At 69.9% G+C, this 17,301-nt stretch carries 16 protein-coding genes; 5 read left to right on the forward strand and 11 right to left on the reverse strand.

All coding sequences use genetic code 11. The features are described 5' to 3' along the window. Positions 1 to 35 precede the first annotated feature (35 nt). Positions 36 to 1,760: a phospho-sugar mutase gene (locus ACFWGP_RS14125; RefSeq protein ID WP_376931180.1), complete on the forward strand. Its 1,725-nt coding sequence runs from the start codon at positions 36 to 38 to the stop codon at positions 1,758 to 1,760. A 193-nt stretch (positions 1,761 to 1,953) separates the two neighbouring features. Here the strand turns inward: ACFWGP_RS14125 and ACFWGP_RS14130 are convergent, their stop codons facing one another. From ACFWGP_RS14130 to ACFWGP_RS14180, 11 genes are all read right to left on the reverse strand, one after another. Next, positions 1,954 to 2,238: a PTS sugar transporter subunit IIB gene (locus tag ACFWGP_RS14130; RefSeq protein ID WP_231431626.1), complete on the reverse strand. Its 285-nt coding sequence runs from the start codon at positions 2,236 to 2,238 to the stop codon at positions 1,954 to 1,956. After that, complete coding sequence (locus ACFWGP_RS14135) at positions 2,235 to 2,687, reverse strand: PTS sugar transporter subunit IIA (RefSeq protein WP_231431627.1); 453 nt, start codon at positions 2,685 to 2,687, stop codon at positions 2,235 to 2,237. The genes ACFWGP_RS14130 and ACFWGP_RS14135 overlap by 4 nt, the downstream gene beginning before the upstream one ends. 67 nt (positions 2,688 to 2,754) lie before the next feature. Then, on the reverse strand, positions 2,755 to 3,867 hold the full coding sequence (locus ACFWGP_RS14140) for an adenosine deaminase (protein ID WP_374201168.1): 1,113 nt from the start codon (positions 3,865 to 3,867) through the stop codon (positions 2,755 to 2,757). A gap of 100 nt (positions 3,868 to 3,967) precedes the next feature. Then, complete coding sequence (locus tag ACFWGP_RS14145; RefSeq protein ID WP_376931181.1) at positions 3,968 to 5,281, reverse strand: thymidine phosphorylase; 1,314 nt, start codon at positions 5,279 to 5,281, stop codon at positions 3,968 to 3,970. Then, positions 5,278 to 5,694, reverse strand: a complete 417-nt coding sequence (locus ACFWGP_RS14150; protein WP_244854905.1) for a cytidine deaminase — start codon at positions 5,692 to 5,694, stop codon at positions 5,278 to 5,280. Before ACFWGP_RS14150 ends, ACFWGP_RS14145 begins: the two co-directional genes overlap by 4 nt. A gap of 65 nt (positions 5,695 to 5,759) precedes the next feature. After that, positions 5,760 to 7,076: an ABC transporter permease gene (locus ACFWGP_RS14155; RefSeq protein ID WP_376931182.1), complete on the reverse strand. Its 1,317-nt coding sequence runs from the start codon at positions 7,074 to 7,076 to the stop codon at positions 5,760 to 5,762. After that, on the reverse strand, positions 7,073 to 8,407 hold the full coding sequence (locus ACFWGP_RS14160; protein ID WP_376931183.1) for an ABC transporter permease: 1,335 nt from the start codon (positions 8,405 to 8,407) through the stop codon (positions 7,073 to 7,075). The genes ACFWGP_RS14155 and ACFWGP_RS14160 overlap by 4 nt, the downstream gene beginning before the upstream one ends. Beyond that, the gene (locus tag ACFWGP_RS14165) at positions 8,404 to 9,921 is read right to left on the reverse strand and encodes an ABC transporter ATP-binding protein (RefSeq protein WP_376931184.1); all 1,518 of its coding nucleotides are present in this window, start codon (positions 9,919 to 9,921) and stop codon (positions 8,404 to 8,406) included. The genes ACFWGP_RS14160 and ACFWGP_RS14165 overlap by 4 nt, the downstream gene beginning before the upstream one ends. A 167-nt stretch (positions 9,922 to 10,088) precedes the next feature. After that, on the reverse strand, positions 10,089 to 11,201 hold the full coding sequence (locus ACFWGP_RS14170; protein WP_231431634.1) for a BMP family protein: 1,113 nt from the start codon (positions 11,199 to 11,201) through the stop codon (positions 10,089 to 10,091). 184 nt (positions 11,202 to 11,385) lie between these two features. Then, complete coding sequence (locus ACFWGP_RS14175; RefSeq protein WP_376931185.1) at positions 11,386 to 12,456, reverse strand: BMP family protein; 1,071 nt, start codon at positions 12,454 to 12,456, stop codon at positions 11,386 to 11,388. 34 nt (positions 12,457 to 12,490) lie between these two features. Next, positions 12,491 to 13,609, reverse strand: a complete 1,119-nt coding sequence (locus ACFWGP_RS14180; RefSeq protein WP_376931186.1) for a mannose-1-phosphate guanylyltransferase — start codon at positions 13,607 to 13,609, stop codon at positions 12,491 to 12,493. 169 nt (positions 13,610 to 13,778) lie between these two features. Between ACFWGP_RS14180 and sdhC the strand changes: the two genes are divergently transcribed. From sdhC to ACFWGP_RS14200, 4 genes are read left to right on the forward strand one after another with little or no spacing between them, the layout of a single operon-like run. After that, positions 13,779 to 14,201, forward strand: coding sequence for a succinate dehydrogenase, cytochrome b556 subunit (gene sdhC, locus ACFWGP_RS14185; protein ID WP_231431637.1), 423 nt, complete (start codon positions 13,779 to 13,781; stop codon positions 14,199 to 14,201). An 11-nt stretch (positions 14,202 to 14,212) separates the two neighbouring features. Further along, positions 14,213 to 14,662, forward strand: coding sequence for a succinate dehydrogenase hydrophobic membrane anchor subunit (locus ACFWGP_RS14190; protein ID WP_231431638.1), 450 nt, complete (start codon positions 14,213 to 14,215; stop codon positions 14,660 to 14,662). Between the two features lie 7 nt (positions 14,663 to 14,669). Then, positions 14,670 to 16,478 (forward strand): succinate dehydrogenase flavoprotein subunit, encoded by a 1,809-nt coding sequence (gene sdhA, locus ACFWGP_RS14195; RefSeq protein WP_231431639.1) that lies wholly within the window; start codon positions 14,670 to 14,672, stop codon positions 16,476 to 16,478. Between the two features lie 2 nt (positions 16,479 to 16,480). Continuing rightward, positions 16,481 to 17,251 (forward strand): succinate dehydrogenase iron-sulfur subunit, encoded by a 771-nt coding sequence (locus tag ACFWGP_RS14200; RefSeq protein ID WP_231431640.1) that lies wholly within the window; start codon positions 16,481 to 16,483, stop codon positions 17,249 to 17,251. Positions 17,252 to 17,301 lie beyond the last annotated feature (50 nt).

Below are 17,301 nucleotides of genomic sequence, written 5' to 3' on the forward strand. Positions count from 1 at the left end.
GCCCAGCGCAGGAACCGCAGGAAGGACGACGACGGATGTCGCACGAATTCGACCCTCGCGACGCCGAGCGCGTCGCCCTCGCCGAGGCGTGGATCGCGCAGGACCCCGACCCCGAGACCCGCGCCGAGCTCGCCGCGATCGTCGAGGCCGTGCGCGGCGGCGACGCCGCGGCCGCGGCCGACCTCGCCGACCGCTTCGACTCCCGGCTCGCCTTCGGCACCGCGGGACTGCGCGGTGAGATCGCCGCGGGACCGAACCGCATGAACCGCGTGCTCGTGTCGCAGGCCGCGGCGGGCCTCGCGTCGTACCTGCTCGAGCGGGCCGAGCCCGGCACGACCCCGTCGGTCGTGATCGGCTACGACGGCCGCAAGAACTCCGACGTGTTCGCCCGCGACTCGGCCGAGGTCTTCGCCGGCGCCGGCGTGCGCGCCGTGCTGCTGCCGCGCCTGCTGCCGACCCCCGTGCTCGCCTTCGCGGTGCGCCATCTCGACACCTCGGCGGGCGTCATGGTGACGGCCTCGCACAACCCGCCGAACGACAACGGCTACAAGGTGTACCTCGGCGGCTCGAACCACGGGTCCCAGATCGTCGCGCCGGCCGACGCCGAGATCGCGGCGCACATCCTGAGCGTCGCGTCGGCGACGACGGTGCCCGCGCTGCCTCGCGGAGCGTTCGAGCTCGCCCCAGAGTCGGTCGTCGACGAGTACGTGCGGCGGACGGCCGCGAGCGCCTCCCCCGGCACGCCGGCCGCGCAGCCCCGCGTCGTCTACACGGCCATGCACGGCGTCGGATGGGAGACGGCGTCGCGCGTGCTCGAGGCCGCGGGCTTCGACGCCCCCACGCTCGTCGAGGCGCAGATCGCCCCCGACGCGGCGTTCCCGACCGTCTCGTTCCCGAACCCCGAGGAGCCGGGCGCGATGGACCTGTCGTTCGAGCGCGCCCGCGCCGTCGGCGCCGAGCTCATCGTCGCGAACGACCCCGACGCCGATCGGCTCGCGATCGCGATCCCCGACCCGACGGCGCCCGACGGCGTCGGCTACCGCCGCCTGACCGGCAACGAGGTCGGCCTCACGCTCGGATGGCTCGCCGCACGCCGTGCCGCCGATGCCGCCACCGGCGAAGGCGGGCCGAACGGCGCGCTCGCGTGCTCGATCGTCTCCTCTCCCGGGCTGGAGGCCGTCGCCCGCGCCTACGGGCTCGACTTCGAGGCGACGCTCACCGGCTTCAAGTGGATCTCGCGGGCACCGGGCCTCGTGTTCGGCTTCGAGGAGGCGCTCGGCTATCTCGTGAATCCCGATGTCGTACGCGACAAGGACGGCATCTCGGCAGCGGTCGCGTTCCTCTCGCTCGCCGCCGAGCTGAAGGCCGCCGGAAAGACGGTCGCCGACCACCTCGACGACTTCGTCGAGAAGTTCGGCTGCCATGCCTCGGGCCAGGTGTCGATCCGCGTCACCGACCTCTCGCGCATCGGCGCCGTCATGACGCGCCTGCGCGCCGAACCGCCGGCGTCGGTCGGCGGCATCCGGGTCGAGCGCATCGAGGACCTCGCCGACGGGTTCGGCGACCTGCCGCCGTCGGACGTGCTGCGCATCGTGCTCGAGGGCGGTTCGCGGGTGATGGTGCGCCCGAGCGGCACCGAGCCGAAGCTCAAGGTCTATCTCGACGCCGTGTCCGACCGGGGCACGGTCGCCGACCGCCGCGCCGCGGCGACGGCGACGATCGCCGCCCTCGAGGCGGGCATGCGCGAGCTCGTCGCCTGAGGCCCCACCTCGTCGAGCATGCGGTGGTCGACGTCCCCTCGCCGACGACACTCGAGGAGTGCGGCTCGCCACAGCGCTTCGAGCGTGCACTCGTCGCCCTGAAGCGGGCGGTGAGTGCACGCTCGATGCGCTGGGACGGGCACGCAGTTGCGCGACGAGCGCGCAGGCGGCACCGCCGGAGCGACCGCGTGCCTCAGCCGAGCGAGCGCTCGAGCAGCCGCGTGATCTCGTCGACGTCGAAGTAGTTCACGACTTCGACGACCTCGGTGTAGCTGCGACCGATCGCCTCGCGCACCGCACCCGACAGCTCGGTCGAGGTGAGGATGACCTGCGCATCGGCCGCCGCGACGGCGACGCCGGCGAGATCGCTCGCGTCGACATCGGCCGACAGCTCGAGCCGCTCGAGGGCCCGCTCGGCGTTCACCTTCAGGATCGCCGAGGTGCCGATGCCGGCACCGCACACGGCCACGATCTTCACGCGGCGGCCTCGAGGCCGAGCAGCCCGCGCACCTCGGCGGCGTCGCCCGCGCGGGCGATGCGACCGACGGCGTGCGGGTCGTTGAAGACGTTCGCGAGCGTCGCGACCGAGGCGACGTGCTCTTCGGCGTTCGACACGGCGAGCCCGACGACGACGCGCACGGGATCGTTGTGCGGGTGGCCGAACGGCACGGGCTCGGCGAGCGTCACCACCGCGATGCCCTCGCGTCGCACGTCGGGGCCGGGGCGCGCGTGCGCGAGCGCGAGGCCCGGGGCGATCACGACGTAGGCACCGAACTCCTCGATGACGGCGACCATGCGGTCGGCGTACTCGGCGCGCGTCGAACCCGACCGGGTGAGGGCGCGGCCGGCCTCACGGACGGCGGCTCGCCAGTCGGATGCGTGCGCGCCGATGACGACGGCGTCGTCGGGCAGCGGTGGGAGGTTCATCTCGGGTCCGTTCGGGGGCGGCGGGCGGACGGCGGAGGCGCGAGGCATCCGGCCGCAGGGCTCGTCGTCAGGCTTCGTCGAAGCCGTCTTGGATGAGCTCGGCGAGTTCGTCGCGATCGTCGAGCGGCAGGAAGGCCGCGGCTGCGGCGTTGAGCTGGAAGGTCTCGAGGTCGTCGAGGTCGTAGCCGAACGCGTCGCTCAGCAGCGCGAGCTCGCGGGTGAGGCTCGTGCCCGACTGCAGGCGGTTGTCGGTGTTGACCGTCACCCGGAAGCCCAGCTGGTACAGCAGGTCGAACGGGTGATCGATGAGCTCGTCGCCCCAGGCCGCGATCGCACCGGTCTGCAGGTTCGACGACGGGCTCGTCTCGAGGGCGATCTCGCGGTCGCGCACCCACTGCGCGACCGGGCCGAGCGAGACGTAGGTGTTCTCGTCGTCCTGACGCTCGATCACCAGGTCTTCGGCGAGGCGTACGCCGTGCCCGAGCCGCAGCGCGCGGCCGTCGAGCAGCGCTCCGCGGATCGACTCGAGCCCGTCGGCCTCGCCGGCGTGCACGGTGACGGGCATGAACTGGCTCGCGAGGTAGTCGAACGCGGTGCGGTGCCGGCTCGGCGGGAAGCCCGCTTCGGCGCCGGCGATGTCGAATCCGACGACGCCGCGGTCGCGGTGCCGCACGGCCAGCTCGGCGATCTCGAGGCCGCGGTCGGCGTGGCGCATCGCGGTGACGAGCTGTCCGGTGCGGATGGCTCCGCCCTGGTGCCGCACGTCGTCGGCACCCTGCTCGAGGCCGGCCTGCACCGCCTCGACGGCCTCGTCGAGCGTGAGACCACGGGTGAGGTGCTGTTCGGGCGCCCAGCGGATCTCGCCGTAGACGACGCCGTCGGCCGCCAGGTCCTGCACGAACTCGCGTGCGACGCGCGTGAGCCCCGCGCGGGTCTGCATGACCGCGGTGGTGAGGTCGAAGGTCTTCAGGTATTCGACGAGCGAACCCGAGTTCGACTGGTCGGTGAACCACGTCGCGAGCGACTCCGCATCGGCGGCGGGCACCTCGAGACCGAGCTCGTCGGCGAGCTCGATGAGGGTCTGCGGGCGCAGGCCGCCGTCGAGATGATCGTGGAGCGAGATCTTCGGCAGCGCCTGGATGTTCGTGCCGTCGCCCTCGAGGCGGTACTCGGTCGGAATCGTGTTCACGAGACAACGATAGCGGCGCGGCTGCCGCGAAGTCTCGGCAATCTCGAAGCTGGGATCTCGAGCCGCTCCGCTACCCGATCGCCCGAGGGGCTCAGCGCCCGATGCGGTCGGCGATGAGCGGCCCGCCGTCGTCGATCGGGTCGCCCTCGTCGCCGATGCGCCAGGCGCCCTCGACCGCCGCGAGGGCGCGTTCGAAGCGCGCGGGCTCGTCGGCGTGGAGCGTGAACAGCGGCTGTCCCGCGCGCACCGCGTCGCCGGGCTTCGCGTGCAGGTCGATGCCAGCGGCGTGGTGCACCGGGTCCTCCTTGCGCGCGCGGCCCGCGCCGAGGCGCCAGGCTGCGATGCCGAACGGCAGCGCCTCCTGGGCGACGAGCACGCCGTCGCGGTCGGCGGTGACGACGTGCTGCTCGCGCGAGACGGGCAGCGGCGCATCGGGGTCGCCGCCCTGGGCGACGATCGATCGGCGCCAGGTGTCCATCGCGCGACCGTCGTCGAGTGCGGCCTCGACGTCGTCGCCGTCGCCGTCGCGGCCCGCGAGCGCGAGCATCTCGCGGGCGAGTTCGACCGTCAGCTCGCGCACGTCGGCGGGGCCGCCGCCCGCGAGCACCTCGACCGACTCGCGCACCTCGTTGGCATTGCCGATCGTGAGGCCGAGCGGCACGTTCATGTTCGTGATGAGGGCGCTCGTGGCGACGCCGGCGTCCTCCCCGAGCTCGACCATGGTGCGGGCCAGCTCGCGCGAGCGCTCGATGTCCTGCAGGAACGCACCCGACCCGAACTTCACGTCGAGCACGAGCGCGCCCGTGCCCTCGGCGATCTTCTTCGACATGATCGACGAGGCGATGAGCGGGATCGCCTCGACCGTGCCGGTGATGTCGCGCAGCGCGTACAGCTTCTTGTCGGCGGGCGCGAGCCCGGCGCCGGCGGCGCAGATGACGCCGCCCACGTCGCGCAACTGCGCGAACATCTCGTCGTTCGTGAGGTCGGCGCGCCAGCCCGGGATCGACTCGAGCTTGTCGAGCGTGCCGCCGGTGTGGCCGAGGCCGCGGCCCGAGAGCTGCGGCACCGCGACGCCGAAGGTCGCGACGAGGGGCATGAGCGGCAGCGTGATCTTGTCGCCGACGCCGCCCGTGGAGTGCTTGTCGCTCGTCGGCTTGCCGAGGCCCGAGAAGTCCATGCGCTCGCCCGAGGCGATCATCGCCATCGTCATGTCGCGGATCTCACGCCGGCCCATGCCGTTGAGGAAGATCGCCATCGTCATCGCCGACATCTGCTCGTCGGCGACGTACCCGCGGGTGTAGGCGTCGACGAGCCAGGAGATCTCGTCGGTCGTCAGCTCGCGGCGATCGCGCTTCGCGCGGATGAGGTCGACCGCGTCGAACGGTTCGATGGCGGCGTCGGTCATGATTCTCCTCGGAATTCGGCGAGCTGGCGCGGCCCGAATGCGTCGGGCAGCACCTCGTCGATGGTCTTGAAGCCGGAGACGGTGTCGAGCACCATGCCCTCGGCTGAGTGCTCGTAGAGCAGTTGGCGGCAGCGACCGCAGGGCATGAGCGTCGCCCCGTGCCCGTCGACGCACGTGAACGCGACGAGCTTGCCGCCGCCCGACATCACGAGTGCCGACACGAGCGAGCACTCGGCGCACAGCGTCACGCCGTACGAGGCGTTCTCGACGTTGCAGCCGCTCACGATGCGGCCGTCGTCGACGACGGCCGCCGCTCCGACGGGGAACTCGGAGTACGGCACGTACGCCTTGGCCATGGCCTCGCGTGCGCGCTCGCGCAGGTCGGCCCAGTCGATCACGTCGGTGGCGGTCATGCTGCTCCCCCGGTTCGAGATGGGTGACGGATGCCTCGGGGCCGGGCCGGCCCCGAGGCGTCCGGTCAGGATTTGATGTACGGCTTGCCCGCCGCAGCAGGCCCGCGCACCTTGCCGACGAGTCCGGCCACCGCGATGATCGTGACCACGTACGGCAGCATGAGCATGAACTCGCTCGGCACGGGCGAGCCGATCACCGAGAGCGTGTTCTGCAGGTTCGACGCGAAGCCGAACAGGAGCGCGGCCAGCGTGGCTCGGATCGGGTCCCAGCCGCCGAAGATGACGGCGGCGAGGGCGATGAAGCCCATGCCGGCGGTCATCTCCTTGTTGAAGGCGATACCCGAGCCGAGGGTGAAGAAGATGCCGCCGAAGCCCGCGATGGCGCCGGCGAAGGCGACGTTCCAGAACCGGGTGCGGTTGACGTTGATGCCGACCGTGTCGGCCGCCTGCGGGTGCTCGCCCACCGCGCGGAGGCGGAGGCCCCAGCGCGTGTGGAAGAGCCCGACGTAGACCGCCGCGACCGCGATGTACATGATGTACACGACGAGCGTCTGGCGGAAGAAGACCGGGCCGATGACGGGGATGTCGCTGAGCAGCGGGATCGGCAGCCTCGGGAACCTCGGCGGCGAGTTCAGCACGGCGGCGTTGTTCGAGAGCACCTGCGAGAAGAAGAAGCTCGTGAGGCCCGTGACGAGCACGTTGAGCACGACGCCGACGATCACCTGGTCGACGAAGTACTTGATCGAGAACGCCGCGAGCACCATGCCGACGAGCATGCCCGCGATCATCGCGCCGACCACGCCCGAGAGCAGGCCGATCCAGACGACGCCCGTCGACGAGGTGACGACCGACGCGGTCACCGCCGAGGTGAAGGCACCGGCGAGCAGCTGACCCTCGATCGCGATGTTGATGATGCCGACCCGCTCGCCGAGCACGCCGGTCAGCGCACCGAAGATCAGCGGCACGGAGAGGCTGAGCGCGCCGTAGAGCAGGCCGATCATCGGGAGGGTCGCACCTGCGCCGGCCCAGGTGAGGAAGCCGAAGAGGAACAGCACCGCGTACACGACGGTGAGCCAGAGCGGCACCCGGCGCTTCGAGGCGACCAGCCAGACGGACACGGCCGTGATGACGGCGAGGAGGACCACGACCGTCCACAGCGCGGGCATGGCCGGCACCGAGATGTCGGCGACCTTGATCGCGTCCTTGTCGGAGGCGATGAGCCGGTAGTTGGTGTCGCCGTCGCGCGGGGCGAACACCGCGAGCGCGAGCGTCAGGAGCGTGAAGATGCCGTAGGCGATCGGCGCCTTCCAGCTCACGACGACGGTCTTGGCGAGGGCGTCGGGCGGCGGCGCGACCTTCTGGTGCTCGGTGACGGTGCTCACTTCGCCGTCACCTCCTTCGTGACGATCGGGCGCGGTCGTTTCGGCCCGCGGGAGGGGTCGGGCAGGCGGAAGATGGTGCGCACGAGCGGCGGCGCAGCGATGAACAGCACGATGAGCGACTGCACCACGAGCACGATGTCGACGGGCACGCCCTCGGCGGCCTGCATCGAGTAGCCGCCGGCCTTGAACGCACCGAACAGGATGCCCGCGAGGAAGATGCCCCACGGCGAGGAGCGGCCGAGCAGCGCCACGGTGATCGCGTCGAAGCCGACGCCCGCGTCGATCCCGGCGGTGAAGCCAGTGGTGACCGTGCCGAGCACCTGGCTCACGCCGGCGAGGCCGAGCAGTGCACCCGAGATGAGCATCGCGTAGACGTACATCGACGGCACGTTGATGCCGGCGACGCGCGCGGCGTTCGGGTTCTCGCCGACGGCCCGGAAGCGGAAACCGAGGCTCGAACGGCTGAGGATCCACCACACGAGCACCGTCGCGGCGAGCGCGAGGATGAAGCCGAAGTGCAGGTTGTACGGCAACCCCATCCACTGGAACAGCTTCGGGAACTGTGCAGTCTCCGCCATCGGCGGCGTCTTCGGGTTCGACGAACCGGGAGCCTGAAGGAGGCCCGGCGTACGAAGCATCCAGGACACCAGGTAGAAGGCGACGAAGTTGAGCATGATCGTCACGATGACCTCGTGCGCGCCCGTGCGCGCCTTCAGGAGGCCGGCGATGCCGCCCCACAGGGCGCCGCCGAGCAGGCCGCCGATGAGCGCGACGAGCATGTGCAGGCCCCACGGCAGGTCGAAGCCGAAGGCGAGCCAGCCGGCGACCGAGGCGGCGATCAGCATCTGGCCGCGACCACCGATGTTGAACATGCCGACGCGGAACGCGAGCCCGACGCCGAGACCGCCCGCGATGAGCGGGGTGGCGAAGGTGAGCGTGTCGGTCAGCGGCTTGATGCCGTCGACGAAGCTGTCGCGCCGGAAGTTGTACACCGACCCCTGGAAGAGCGCCACGTAGGCTCCGGAGACCGAGTCCCAGACGGCGATGAGCGTGTCACCAGGCCGGGCGAAGAAGTAGGCGCTCGCCTGCTGCACGTTCTCGTCGGTGAAGGCGATCATGATCGCGCCGACGATGAGCGCGAGTACGACCGAGAGCACCGAGATGAGCGCGTTGCCCGTGACGATCTGCTGCCACATCGTGTGCCATCGCGACGGTTCGGGCACCTGGGCCGGCACGGTCGACGTGTCGCGCGGGGTCGTGCCGGTCGGCGTCGCGTCGGCGACGGGCGAGGTGGTGTGCGGCGTGCCGTGCGGGCTCTGCGCGTCGCTCATGCTGCGGCTCCTTCTGCGGGCTGTTCGCCGGCCATCATGAGGCCGAGCACGTCGCGCGGGGTGTCGCCCGGCACGATGCCGACGACCTTGCCGCGATACATCACCATGATCCGGTCGGCGAGCGCGGCGACCTCGTCGAGCTCGGTCGACACGACGACGACGGGGACGCCGCTGTCGCGGGTCTCGACGATGCGCTTGTGGATGAACTCGATCGACCCCACGTCGACGCCGCGCGTGGGCTGGGCGGCGACGAGCAGCCTGAGCTCACGGCTGAGCTCGCGCGCGAGCACGACCTTCTGCGCGTTGCCGCCCGAGAGCTGCCGCACCTTCTCGTCGATGCCCTGGGTGCGGACGTCGAACTCCTTGACCCGGTCGCGCGCGAAGTCGGCGAGGACGCCGCGCTGGATGGTGCCCGCCTTGACGAACGGCGCGCTGTCGGAACGGTCGAGCATGAGGTTCTCGGCGATCGTGAACTCGCCGACGAGGCCGTCTTCGTTGCGGTCTTCGGGAACGAAGCCGACGCCGGAGTCGAGGATCTTGCGGACGCTCTCGGTCGTGAGCTCGATGCCGTCGAGCGCGATCGAGCCGCGCACCCGCGGCTGCAGCCCGAGGAGCGCCTCGGTGAGCTCGGTCTGGCCGTTGCCCTGCACGCCCGCGACGGCGAGGATCTCGCCCCGGCGCACCTCGAAGCTCACGTCGTTGACGACGAGTTGGCCGATGTGGTCGATGACGGTGAGGCCCTGGACGACGAGCGCCGCCTCGCCGAGCTTCGGCGCGTCCTTGTGCACGGTCAGTTCGACCGCACGCCCCACCATGAGCGAGGCGAGCTCGGTGTTCGAGGCGGTCGGGGATGCCTCGCCGACGACCTTCCCCAGCCGGATGACGGTGATCCGGTCGGCGACCTCGCGCACCTCGCGCAGCTTGTGGGTGATGAAGACGATCGACGTGCCGGAGGCCTTGAGCTGCCGCATGATCTGCATCAGCTCGTCGGTCTCCTGCGGGGTGAGCACCGCGGTCGGCTCGTCGAACACGAGCACCTTCGCGTCGCGCGAGAGCGCCTTGATGATCTCGACCCGCTGCTGCACCCCGACGGGGAGGTCGTCGACGAGCGCGTCGGGGTCGACGTCGAACCCGAAGCGCTCGCTGATCTCGCGCACCCGGCGACGGGCGGCGTCGAGGTCGAGGAACCCGCCCCCCTTGGTGGCCTCGTGGCCGAGCATGACGTTCTCGGCGACCGTGAACACGGGGATGAGCATGAAGTGCTGGTGCACCATGCCGATGCCGGCGGCCATCGCGTCGCCGGGCCCGGAGAAGTGCTGCACCTCGTCATTGAGGAGGATCTCGCCCTCGTCGGCCTGGTACAGGCCGTAGAGCACGTTCATCAGCGTCGACTTGCCCGCACCGTTCTCGCCGAGCAGGCAGTGGATCTCTCCGGCCTCCACGGTGAGGTCGATATGGTCGTTCGCGACCAGGCTGCCGAACCGCTTCGTGATATCGCGAAGTTCGAGCTTCATGTTCAGAATCCTAGTGAGCGCGCTGCATCTGCAGCAGATGCTGCGCGGATGTCGGCGGCCCGGATCGCGGGCCGCTCAGATGTTGCGGCCGGCGCGAAAGCGCGCGACCGGTGGAACGCAGATCGGGGAGGCCGGCGAACCGGCCTCCCCGATCAGGCGGTCACGAGCTACTCCTGCGCCGAGAGGTACGACTCGACGGGAACGTCACCCGAGATGATGGCGGCCTTCAGGTCGTCGAGCTCGCCCTGGAGCTCGGGCGAGACCTTCGACTCGAAGTCGTGGAACGGCGCGATGCCGACGCCCTCGTTCTCGAGCGTGCCGACGTACGGGGCCGGGTCGAATTCGCCGGTGCCGGCGGCGAGCACCGAGTCGTAGGTCGCCACGTCGATGCCCTTGAGGATCGAGGTGAGGATCAGGTCGGCGACCGAGGGGTCGGTCTGCGTGAGGTCGGCGTCGACGCCGAGCATCGCGATGTCACGGCCCGAGTCGCGCACGGCGGCCGCGCCCGACTGGTAGATCGGGCCGCCGACGGGCAGCAGCACGTCGATGTTCTGGTCGATGAGCGCCTGCGCGGTCTGGCGGGCCTGGTCGTTCGCCTCGAAGCCGCCGGTGAAGGAGCCGTCCTGCTTGGCGCGGTCCCAGCCGACGACCTTGACGTCGGTGCCCTTCTCGCCGTTGTAGTAGTCGACGCCCTGGGCGAAGCCGTCCATGAAGATCGACACGGTCGGGAAGTTCATGCCGCCGTAGGTGCCGACGACGCCGGTCTCCGAGAAGTCGGCGCCCGCGTAGCCCGCGAGGAACGCGGCCTGGGCGGTGTCGAAGAGGATCGGCTTGATGTTCTCCGAGTCGACGGTGCCGTCGAAGTCGTTGTCGGCCGCGTCGTCGATGATGATGTATTCGATGTCGGGGTTCGCCAGTGCCGACTCGACCGTGGCGGCCGAGAGCGCGAAGCCGACGGTCACGATGACGGAGCAGCCCTGGTCGACGAGGCTCGAGAGGTTCGGGGCGTACTCGGTCTCGTCCTTCGACTCGACCGTGATCGCCTCGACGCCGAGCTCGTCGGCGGCCTTCGTGATGCCCTCGAATCCGAGCTGGTTGAAGGACTTGTCGTCGAAACCGCCCGCGTCGGAGACCATGCACGGCTGGAAGCCGTCGATCGCCTGCGCAGTCGGTTCGGCAGTCTCCTCCGAGGGCGCGGATGCGCAGCCCGCGAGCAGCAGTGCGCTGCTGCCGAGCAGCGCGAGACCGCCGAGCGCGGCCTTCTTGGTCGTGACCTTCACTGTGTCCTCCAAAGACGCAAGACCCCGACCTTCGCGGGGGCTGATCGATGTCACGTTACCCAATGTTTCGTCGAGCGCGATCGTTCCCGGGGCGCGCGATCGTCAATGGTTATGAATACGCGACATTCTGCTCATATGAGCAAGTGATCTGCCCCGCGAACGGGGGTGAAGCGGTACCCGGGGGTCAGGACCGCTGCGGAGCGCTCGGGGAGTCGACCATCAGGTCGCCCGAGATGATCTCCTGGCGCAACCCCTCGATCTCGGCGTCGAGCTCCTCCGACACGAGGGGCGCGAGGTCGTGGTACGGGGCGATCTCTACCCCGCCGTTGGCGAGGCTGCCGATGTACGGGTCGTTCGTGAACTCGTCGCCGACGACGTCGCCGACGATCTCGACCATCGCGTCCTGCGTGTTCTTCAGCACGCTCGTGAGGATCACGGGTCGGTACTCGACGGAGAGCGTCTCGTAGCCGTCGCTGTCGACCCAGATCACCGAGACCCCGTCGTGCTCGAGCGCCGCCGCCGCCGACCCCTCGCCGACCTGTCCGGCCACCGGCAGGATCACGTCGGCACCCTGGTCGATGAAGCCCTGCGTGAGCGTCTTGCCCTTGTTGACGTCTTCGAAGTCGCCCGTGAACGCGCCGTCCTGCTTCGCCTTGTCCCAGCCGAGCGCCCGCACCTTCGTGCCGTGCACCTCGTTGTACTTCGCGACGCCGTCGACGAAGCCGTCCATGAAGAGCGTGACGGGCGGCTGGTTGCCGCCGCCGAACGTCGCGACGACGCCCGTCTTCGAGACGCCTGCCGCGAGGTAGCCGGCCAGGAACGACGCCTGCGCCGTGTCGAAGACGACGGGCTTGATGTTCTCGCCCTCGACCGTCTCGTCGACGATCACGAAGTCGAGGTCGGGATTCTTGGACGCCTGGTCGGTCGTGGGCTCGGCGAGCTCCCAGCCGACGGTGACGATCAGCTCGCAGTCCGAGTCGACCGCCTGGGCGACGTTCGGCGCGAGATCGGTCTCGCCGGTCGAGACGATCGCCTCGGCCTCGATGCCGTACTCCGCTTCTGCGGCCTGCAGGCCCTCCCAGCTCGACTGGTTGAACGAACGGTCCTCGAGCCCTCCCGAGTTCGTCACCATCCGCGCGCAGACGTCGCTCGCCGCGTCGGTGGGGCCGGTCTCGGGCGCGGTCGCGCACGAGACGAGGGCGAGGGATGCCACGGCCAGCGTGACGACGACGATGCTGCGCTGTGTCCGAGGCATCCTGAACCCTGTCTCTCCGTCGAATGTCGTTCGGTCAGAGCACGTCGCTCGAGCCGCCGAGCCGCAGGGCGTCGACGACCGCCTTCACGCGCTGCGCGTGCTCGCTCGTGGTGACCAGCAGCGCGTCGGGAGTGTCGACCACGACGATATCGCGAACGCCGATGAGACTGATCACCCGCTTCGAACGGCTCACGACGATGCCGCTCGAGGCGTCCGCGAGGACCCGGGCGTGCTCGCCGAGGATGGCGAGCTCGCCCGACCGCCCTGCCGTGTTGAGCTTCGCGAGCGAGGCGAAGTCGCCGACGTCGTCCCACTGGAAGTGCCCGCGGATGACGGCGAGCCGGCCCGCGGCGGCCGCCGGCTCGGCGACGGAGTAGTCGATCGCGATCTTCTCGAGCTTCGGCCAGATGCGGTCGACCGCGGGGCCTCGGGTGGCCGGGTCCTCCCACGCTTCCGCGAGTTCGAGGAGTCCGGCGTGCAGCTCGGGCTTGTTGCGCTCGATCTCGGCGAGCAGCTGGTCGGCGCGCGCGATGAACATGCCCGCGTTCCAGAGGTGGCGGCCGCCCGAGAGGTAGCGCTTCGCGGTCGCGAGGTCGGGCTTCTCGACGAAGCTCGACACCGCCTCGGCGTGCTCGGTGCCCGGGATGTCGAGCGGGTCGCCGCACTCGATGTAGCCGAAGCCGACCGCCGGCTCGGTCGGCGTGATGCCGATCGTGGCGATGTACCCGGCCTTCGCCGCGGCGACGGCCTCGGTGACCGCGGCCTGGAACAGCGCGTCGCCCGAGATGACGTGGTCGGCGGCGAAGGAGCCGATGACGACCCCGGGCTCGCGGCGCTCGAGGATCGCCGCGGCGAGCCCGATCGCGGCCGTCGAGTCGCGCGGCTCGGATTCGAGCACGATGTTCGCGTCGGCGAGGTCGGGCAGTTGCTCTTCGACGGCGCCGCGATGCGCGCGGCCCGTGACGATCATGATGCGCTGGTCGCCCGAGAGCGGGGCCAGGCGGTCCCACGTGTCCTTGAGGAGCGTCTGCCCCGAGCCGGTGAGGTCGTGCAGGAACTTCGGCGCGTCGGCGCGCGAGAGCGGCCACAGCCTGGATCCCACGCCCCCGGCCGGGATGATCGTGTAGAAGCCCTCGAGCGGTTCGGGAGTCATCCGCTCAGGATAGCCGTGCACCCGGCCGGCGACGATTCGCCGCGGCGGCGAGCGGCTAAGGGTGCCCTCACCTGCATGGCGAGCGAGCCGGGTCTAGACTCGGAGCGGGCCGTCGTGCCCCTGCGTCCGCATGTCCGGACGAGATTCACACAGCCAGGGAGGGTTGTTCATGCCAGAGACCTCGGCAGGAACCCTGACCGCACCCGACAAGCCGGCGAAGCAGAAGCCGGGCGGCACGCTCTATCGCGGCCACGAGGGTATGTGGTCATGGGTGCTGCACCGCATCACAGGTGTCGCCATCTTCTTCTTCCTCCTCGTGCACATCCTCGACACGGCACTCGTGCGGGTGAGCCCCGAGGCCTACAACACGGTCATCGGCGCGTACCAGACGCCGATCATGGGGCTCGGCGAGGTCGCCCTCGTCGGTGCGATCGTGTTCCACGCCTACAACGGGCTGCGCATCATCCTGGTCGACTTCTGGGCCTGGGCAACGCGCCACCAGAAGGTGCTGTTCTGGGTCGTCGTCGCCCTCTGGGCCGTCACGATGCTGGCCTTCACGCCCCGCCACCTGATGAACGTGTTCGGACACTGAGGGGAAGCGACATGACTGCGACCATCGAAGCTCCTCGCACCCCTGCGCGACCGGCCCGCAAGGGCGGCGCGAACCTCGAGAAGTGGGGCTGGATCTACATGCGCGCCTCGGGCGTGCTGCTGCTCGTGCTCATCTTCGGGCACCTCTTCACGAACCTCATGCTCGGCGACGGCATCCACGCCATCGACTTCGGCTTCGTCGGCGGCAAGTGGGCCGACCCCTTCTGGCAGTGGTGGGACGTGCTGATGCTCTGGCTCGCGCTCATCCACGGCGCCAACGGCATGCGCACCCTCGTGAACGACTACACGAACCCCGGCACGGTGCAGAAGCTCCTGAAGGGCGCGCTGTTCGCCGCGGCCGCGGTGCTGATCGTGCTCGGCACGCTCGTGGTGTTCACCTTCGACCCGTGCCCCGCCGGCGCCCCGGCGGACCTCCTCCCCAGTTTCTGCGCCGCGCTCTAGGAGACACGTGACCAGCGAAACCCACGCCGAGACCCAGGTCATCGACGGCGTCCACTACCACCAGTACGACATCGTGATCGTCGGCGCCGGCGGCGCCGGCATGCGAGCCGCGATCGAGGCCGGCCCCGGCGCGAAGACGGCCGTCATCTCGAAGCTGTACCCGACGCGCTCGCACACGGGCGCGGCGCAGGGCGGCATGGCCGCAGCGCTCGCGAACGTCGAAGAGGACTCGTGGGAGTGGCACACCTTCGACACCGTCAAGGGCGGCGACTACCTCGTCGACCAGGACGCGGCCGAGATCCTCGCGAAAGAGGCGATCGACGCGGTCATCGACCTCGAGAACATGGGTCTGCCGTTCAACCGCACGCCCGAGGGCAAGATCGACCAGCGGCGCTTCGGCGGCCACACCCGCGACCACGGCAAGGCGCCGGTGCGCCGCGCCTGCTATGCGGCCGACCGCACCGGTCACATGATCCTGCAGACGCTGTTCCAGAACTGCGTCAAGCTCGGCATCGAGTTCTACAACGAGTACTACGCCCTCGACGTCGTGATGACCGAGGTCGACGGCGTCGCCCAGCCGTCGGGCGTCGTCGCCTACGAGCTCGCGACCGGCGAACTGCACGTCTTCCAGGCGAAGGCGATCATCTTCGCCACCGGCGGCTTCGGGAAGATCTTCAAGACGACGTCGAACGCGCACACCCTCACGGGCGACGGCGTCGGCATCATCTGGCGCAAGGGCCTGCCGCTCGAGGACATGGAGTTCTTCCAGTTCCACCCGACCGGGCTCGCCGGGCTCGGCATCCTCCTCACCGAGGGCGCCCGCGGCGAGGGCGCGATCCTGCGCAACGCGAGCGGCGAGCGCTTCATGGAGCGCTACGCCCCCACCATCAAGGACCTGGCGCCCCGCGACATCGTCGCGCGCTGCATGGTGCAGGAGGTCGCTGAGGGTCGCGGCGCCGGACCGCACAAGGACTACGTGCTGCTCGACTGCACCCACCTGGGCGCCGAGGTGCTCGAGACGAAGCTGCCCGACATCACCGAGTTCGCCCGCACCTATCTCGGTGTCGACCCGGTGTACGAACCGGTGCCCGTCATGCCGACCGCGCACTACGCGATGGGCGGCATCCCGACCAACAACAACGCCGAGGTGCTGCGCGACAACACCACGGTCGTGCCGGGCCTGTACGCCGCCGGCGAGTGCGCGTGCGTCTCGGTGCACGGCTCGAACCGACTCGGCACGAACTCGCTGCTCGACATCAACGTCTTCGGCAAGCGCGCCGGTCGCAACGCGGTCGAGTACGTGAACTCGGGCGTCGACTTCCTGCCGCTGCCGGATGATCCCGCTGCCGCCGTCCGCGACATGCTCGTGGGCCTCCGCGACTCGACGGGCACCGAGCGGATCGCCGCGATCCGCAAGGAGCTGCAGGACGAGATGGACCGCAACGCCCAGGTGTTCCGCACCGACGAGTCGCTCGCCCACGCGGCCGGTGTCATCGCGGGTCTCCGCGAGCGCTACAAGAACGTCGCGGTGCAGGACAAGGGCAAGCGGTTCAACACCGACCTGCTCGAGGCCGTCGAGCTCGGGTTCCTGCTCGACCTCGCCGAGGTCGTCGTCACGAGCGCCCGCAACCGCGAGGAGAGCCGTGGCGGTCACATGCGCGACGACTTCCCGAACCGCGACGACGAGAAGTTCATGCAGCACACGATGGCCTACCTGTCGGGCGACGCGCACTCGTCCGACGCGAGCGACCACATCCGGCTCGACTGGAAGCCGGTCGTCATCACGCGCTACCAGCCGATGGAGAGGAAGTACTGATCGTGAGCACCGCCACGCTCGAAGCACAGCAGCCCGGCGCATCGGCGTCCGACGCGATCCAGTCGTTCACCGTCACCTTCCTCATCCGCCGCTTCGACCCCGACGTCGACACCGAGCCGCGCTGGCAGGACTTCGACGTCGAGATGTACGCGACCGACCGCGTGCTCGACGCGCTGCACAAGATCAAGTGGGAGCAGGACGGCTCGCTGACCTTCCGCCGTTCGTGCGCCCACGGCATCTGCGGGTCCGACGCGATGCGCATCAACGGCCGCAACCGGCTCGCGTGCAAGACCCTCATCAAGGACCTCGACATCTCGAAGCCCATCTACGTCGAGGCGATCAAGGGCCTGCCGCTCGAGAAGGACCTCATCGTCGACATGGAGCCGTTCTTCGCGAGCTACCGCGAGGTGCAGCCGTTCCTCGTGGCGACCTCGACGCCCGAGGCGGGCAAGGAGCGCGTGCAGTCGGTCGCCCAGCGTGCGATCTTCGACGACACCACGAAGTGCATCCTCTGCGCCGCGTGCACCTCGTCGTGCCCCGTGTTCTGGACCGACGGCCAGTACTTCGGTCCGGCCGCGATCGTGAACGCGCACCGCTTCATCTTCGACTCTCGCGACGACAACGCGCAGACCCGCCTCGACATCCTCAACGACAAGGAGGGGGTCTGGCGCTGCCGCACGACCTTCAACTGCACCGAGGCGTGCCCCCGCGGCATCGAGGTCACGAAGGCCATCGCCGAGGTGAAGCAGGCCGTCATGCGCGGAAAGCCGTAACCTCGCAGCACCTCGAACGGGGCCGGTCGCCGATGGCGACCGGCCCCGTT

The sequence above is a fragment of the Agromyces sp. NPDC127015 genome (genome assembly GCF_042725165.1).
GTDB classification, from domain to species: domain Bacteria; phylum Actinomycetota; class Actinomycetes; order Actinomycetales; family Microbacteriaceae; genus Agromyces; species Agromyces chromiiresistens.

Coding starts and splice junctions, on each gene's coding strand:
- ACFWGP_RS14125 (WP_376931180.1), top strand. CDS start 36: ATGTCGCACGAATTCGACCCTCGCGACGCCGAGCGCGTCGCCCTCGCC.
- ACFWGP_RS14135 (WP_231431627.1), bottom strand. CDS start 2,687: ATGAACCTCCCACCGCTGCCCGACGACGCCGTCGTCATCGGCGCGCAC.
- ACFWGP_RS14145 (WP_376931181.1), bottom strand. CDS start 5,281: ATGACCGACGCCGCCATCGAACCGTTCGACGCGGTCGACCTCATCCGC.
- ACFWGP_RS14150 (WP_244854905.1), bottom strand. CDS start 5,694: ATGACCGCCACCGACGTGATCGACTGGGCCGACCTGCGCGAGCGCGCA.
- ACFWGP_RS14160 (WP_376931183.1), bottom strand. CDS start 8,407: ATGAGCGACGCGCAGAGCCCGCACGGCACGCCGCACACCACCTCGCCC.
- ACFWGP_RS14165 (WP_376931184.1), bottom strand. CDS start 9,921: ATGAAGCTCGAACTTCGCGATATCACGAAGCGGTTCGGCAGCCTGGTC.
- ACFWGP_RS14175 (WP_376931185.1), bottom strand. CDS start 12,456: ATGCCTCGGACACAGCGCAGCATCGTCGTCGTCACGCTGGCCGTGGCA.
- ACFWGP_RS14180 (WP_376931186.1), bottom strand. CDS start 13,609: ATGACTCCCGAACCGCTCGAGGGCTTCTACACGATCATCCCGGCCGGG.
- sdhC (WP_231431637.1), top strand. CDS start 13,779: ATGCCAGAGACCTCGGCAGGAACCCTGACCGCACCCGACAAGCCGGCG.
- ACFWGP_RS14190 (WP_231431638.1), top strand. CDS start 14,213: ATGACTGCGACCATCGAAGCTCCTCGCACCCCTGCGCGACCGGCCCGC.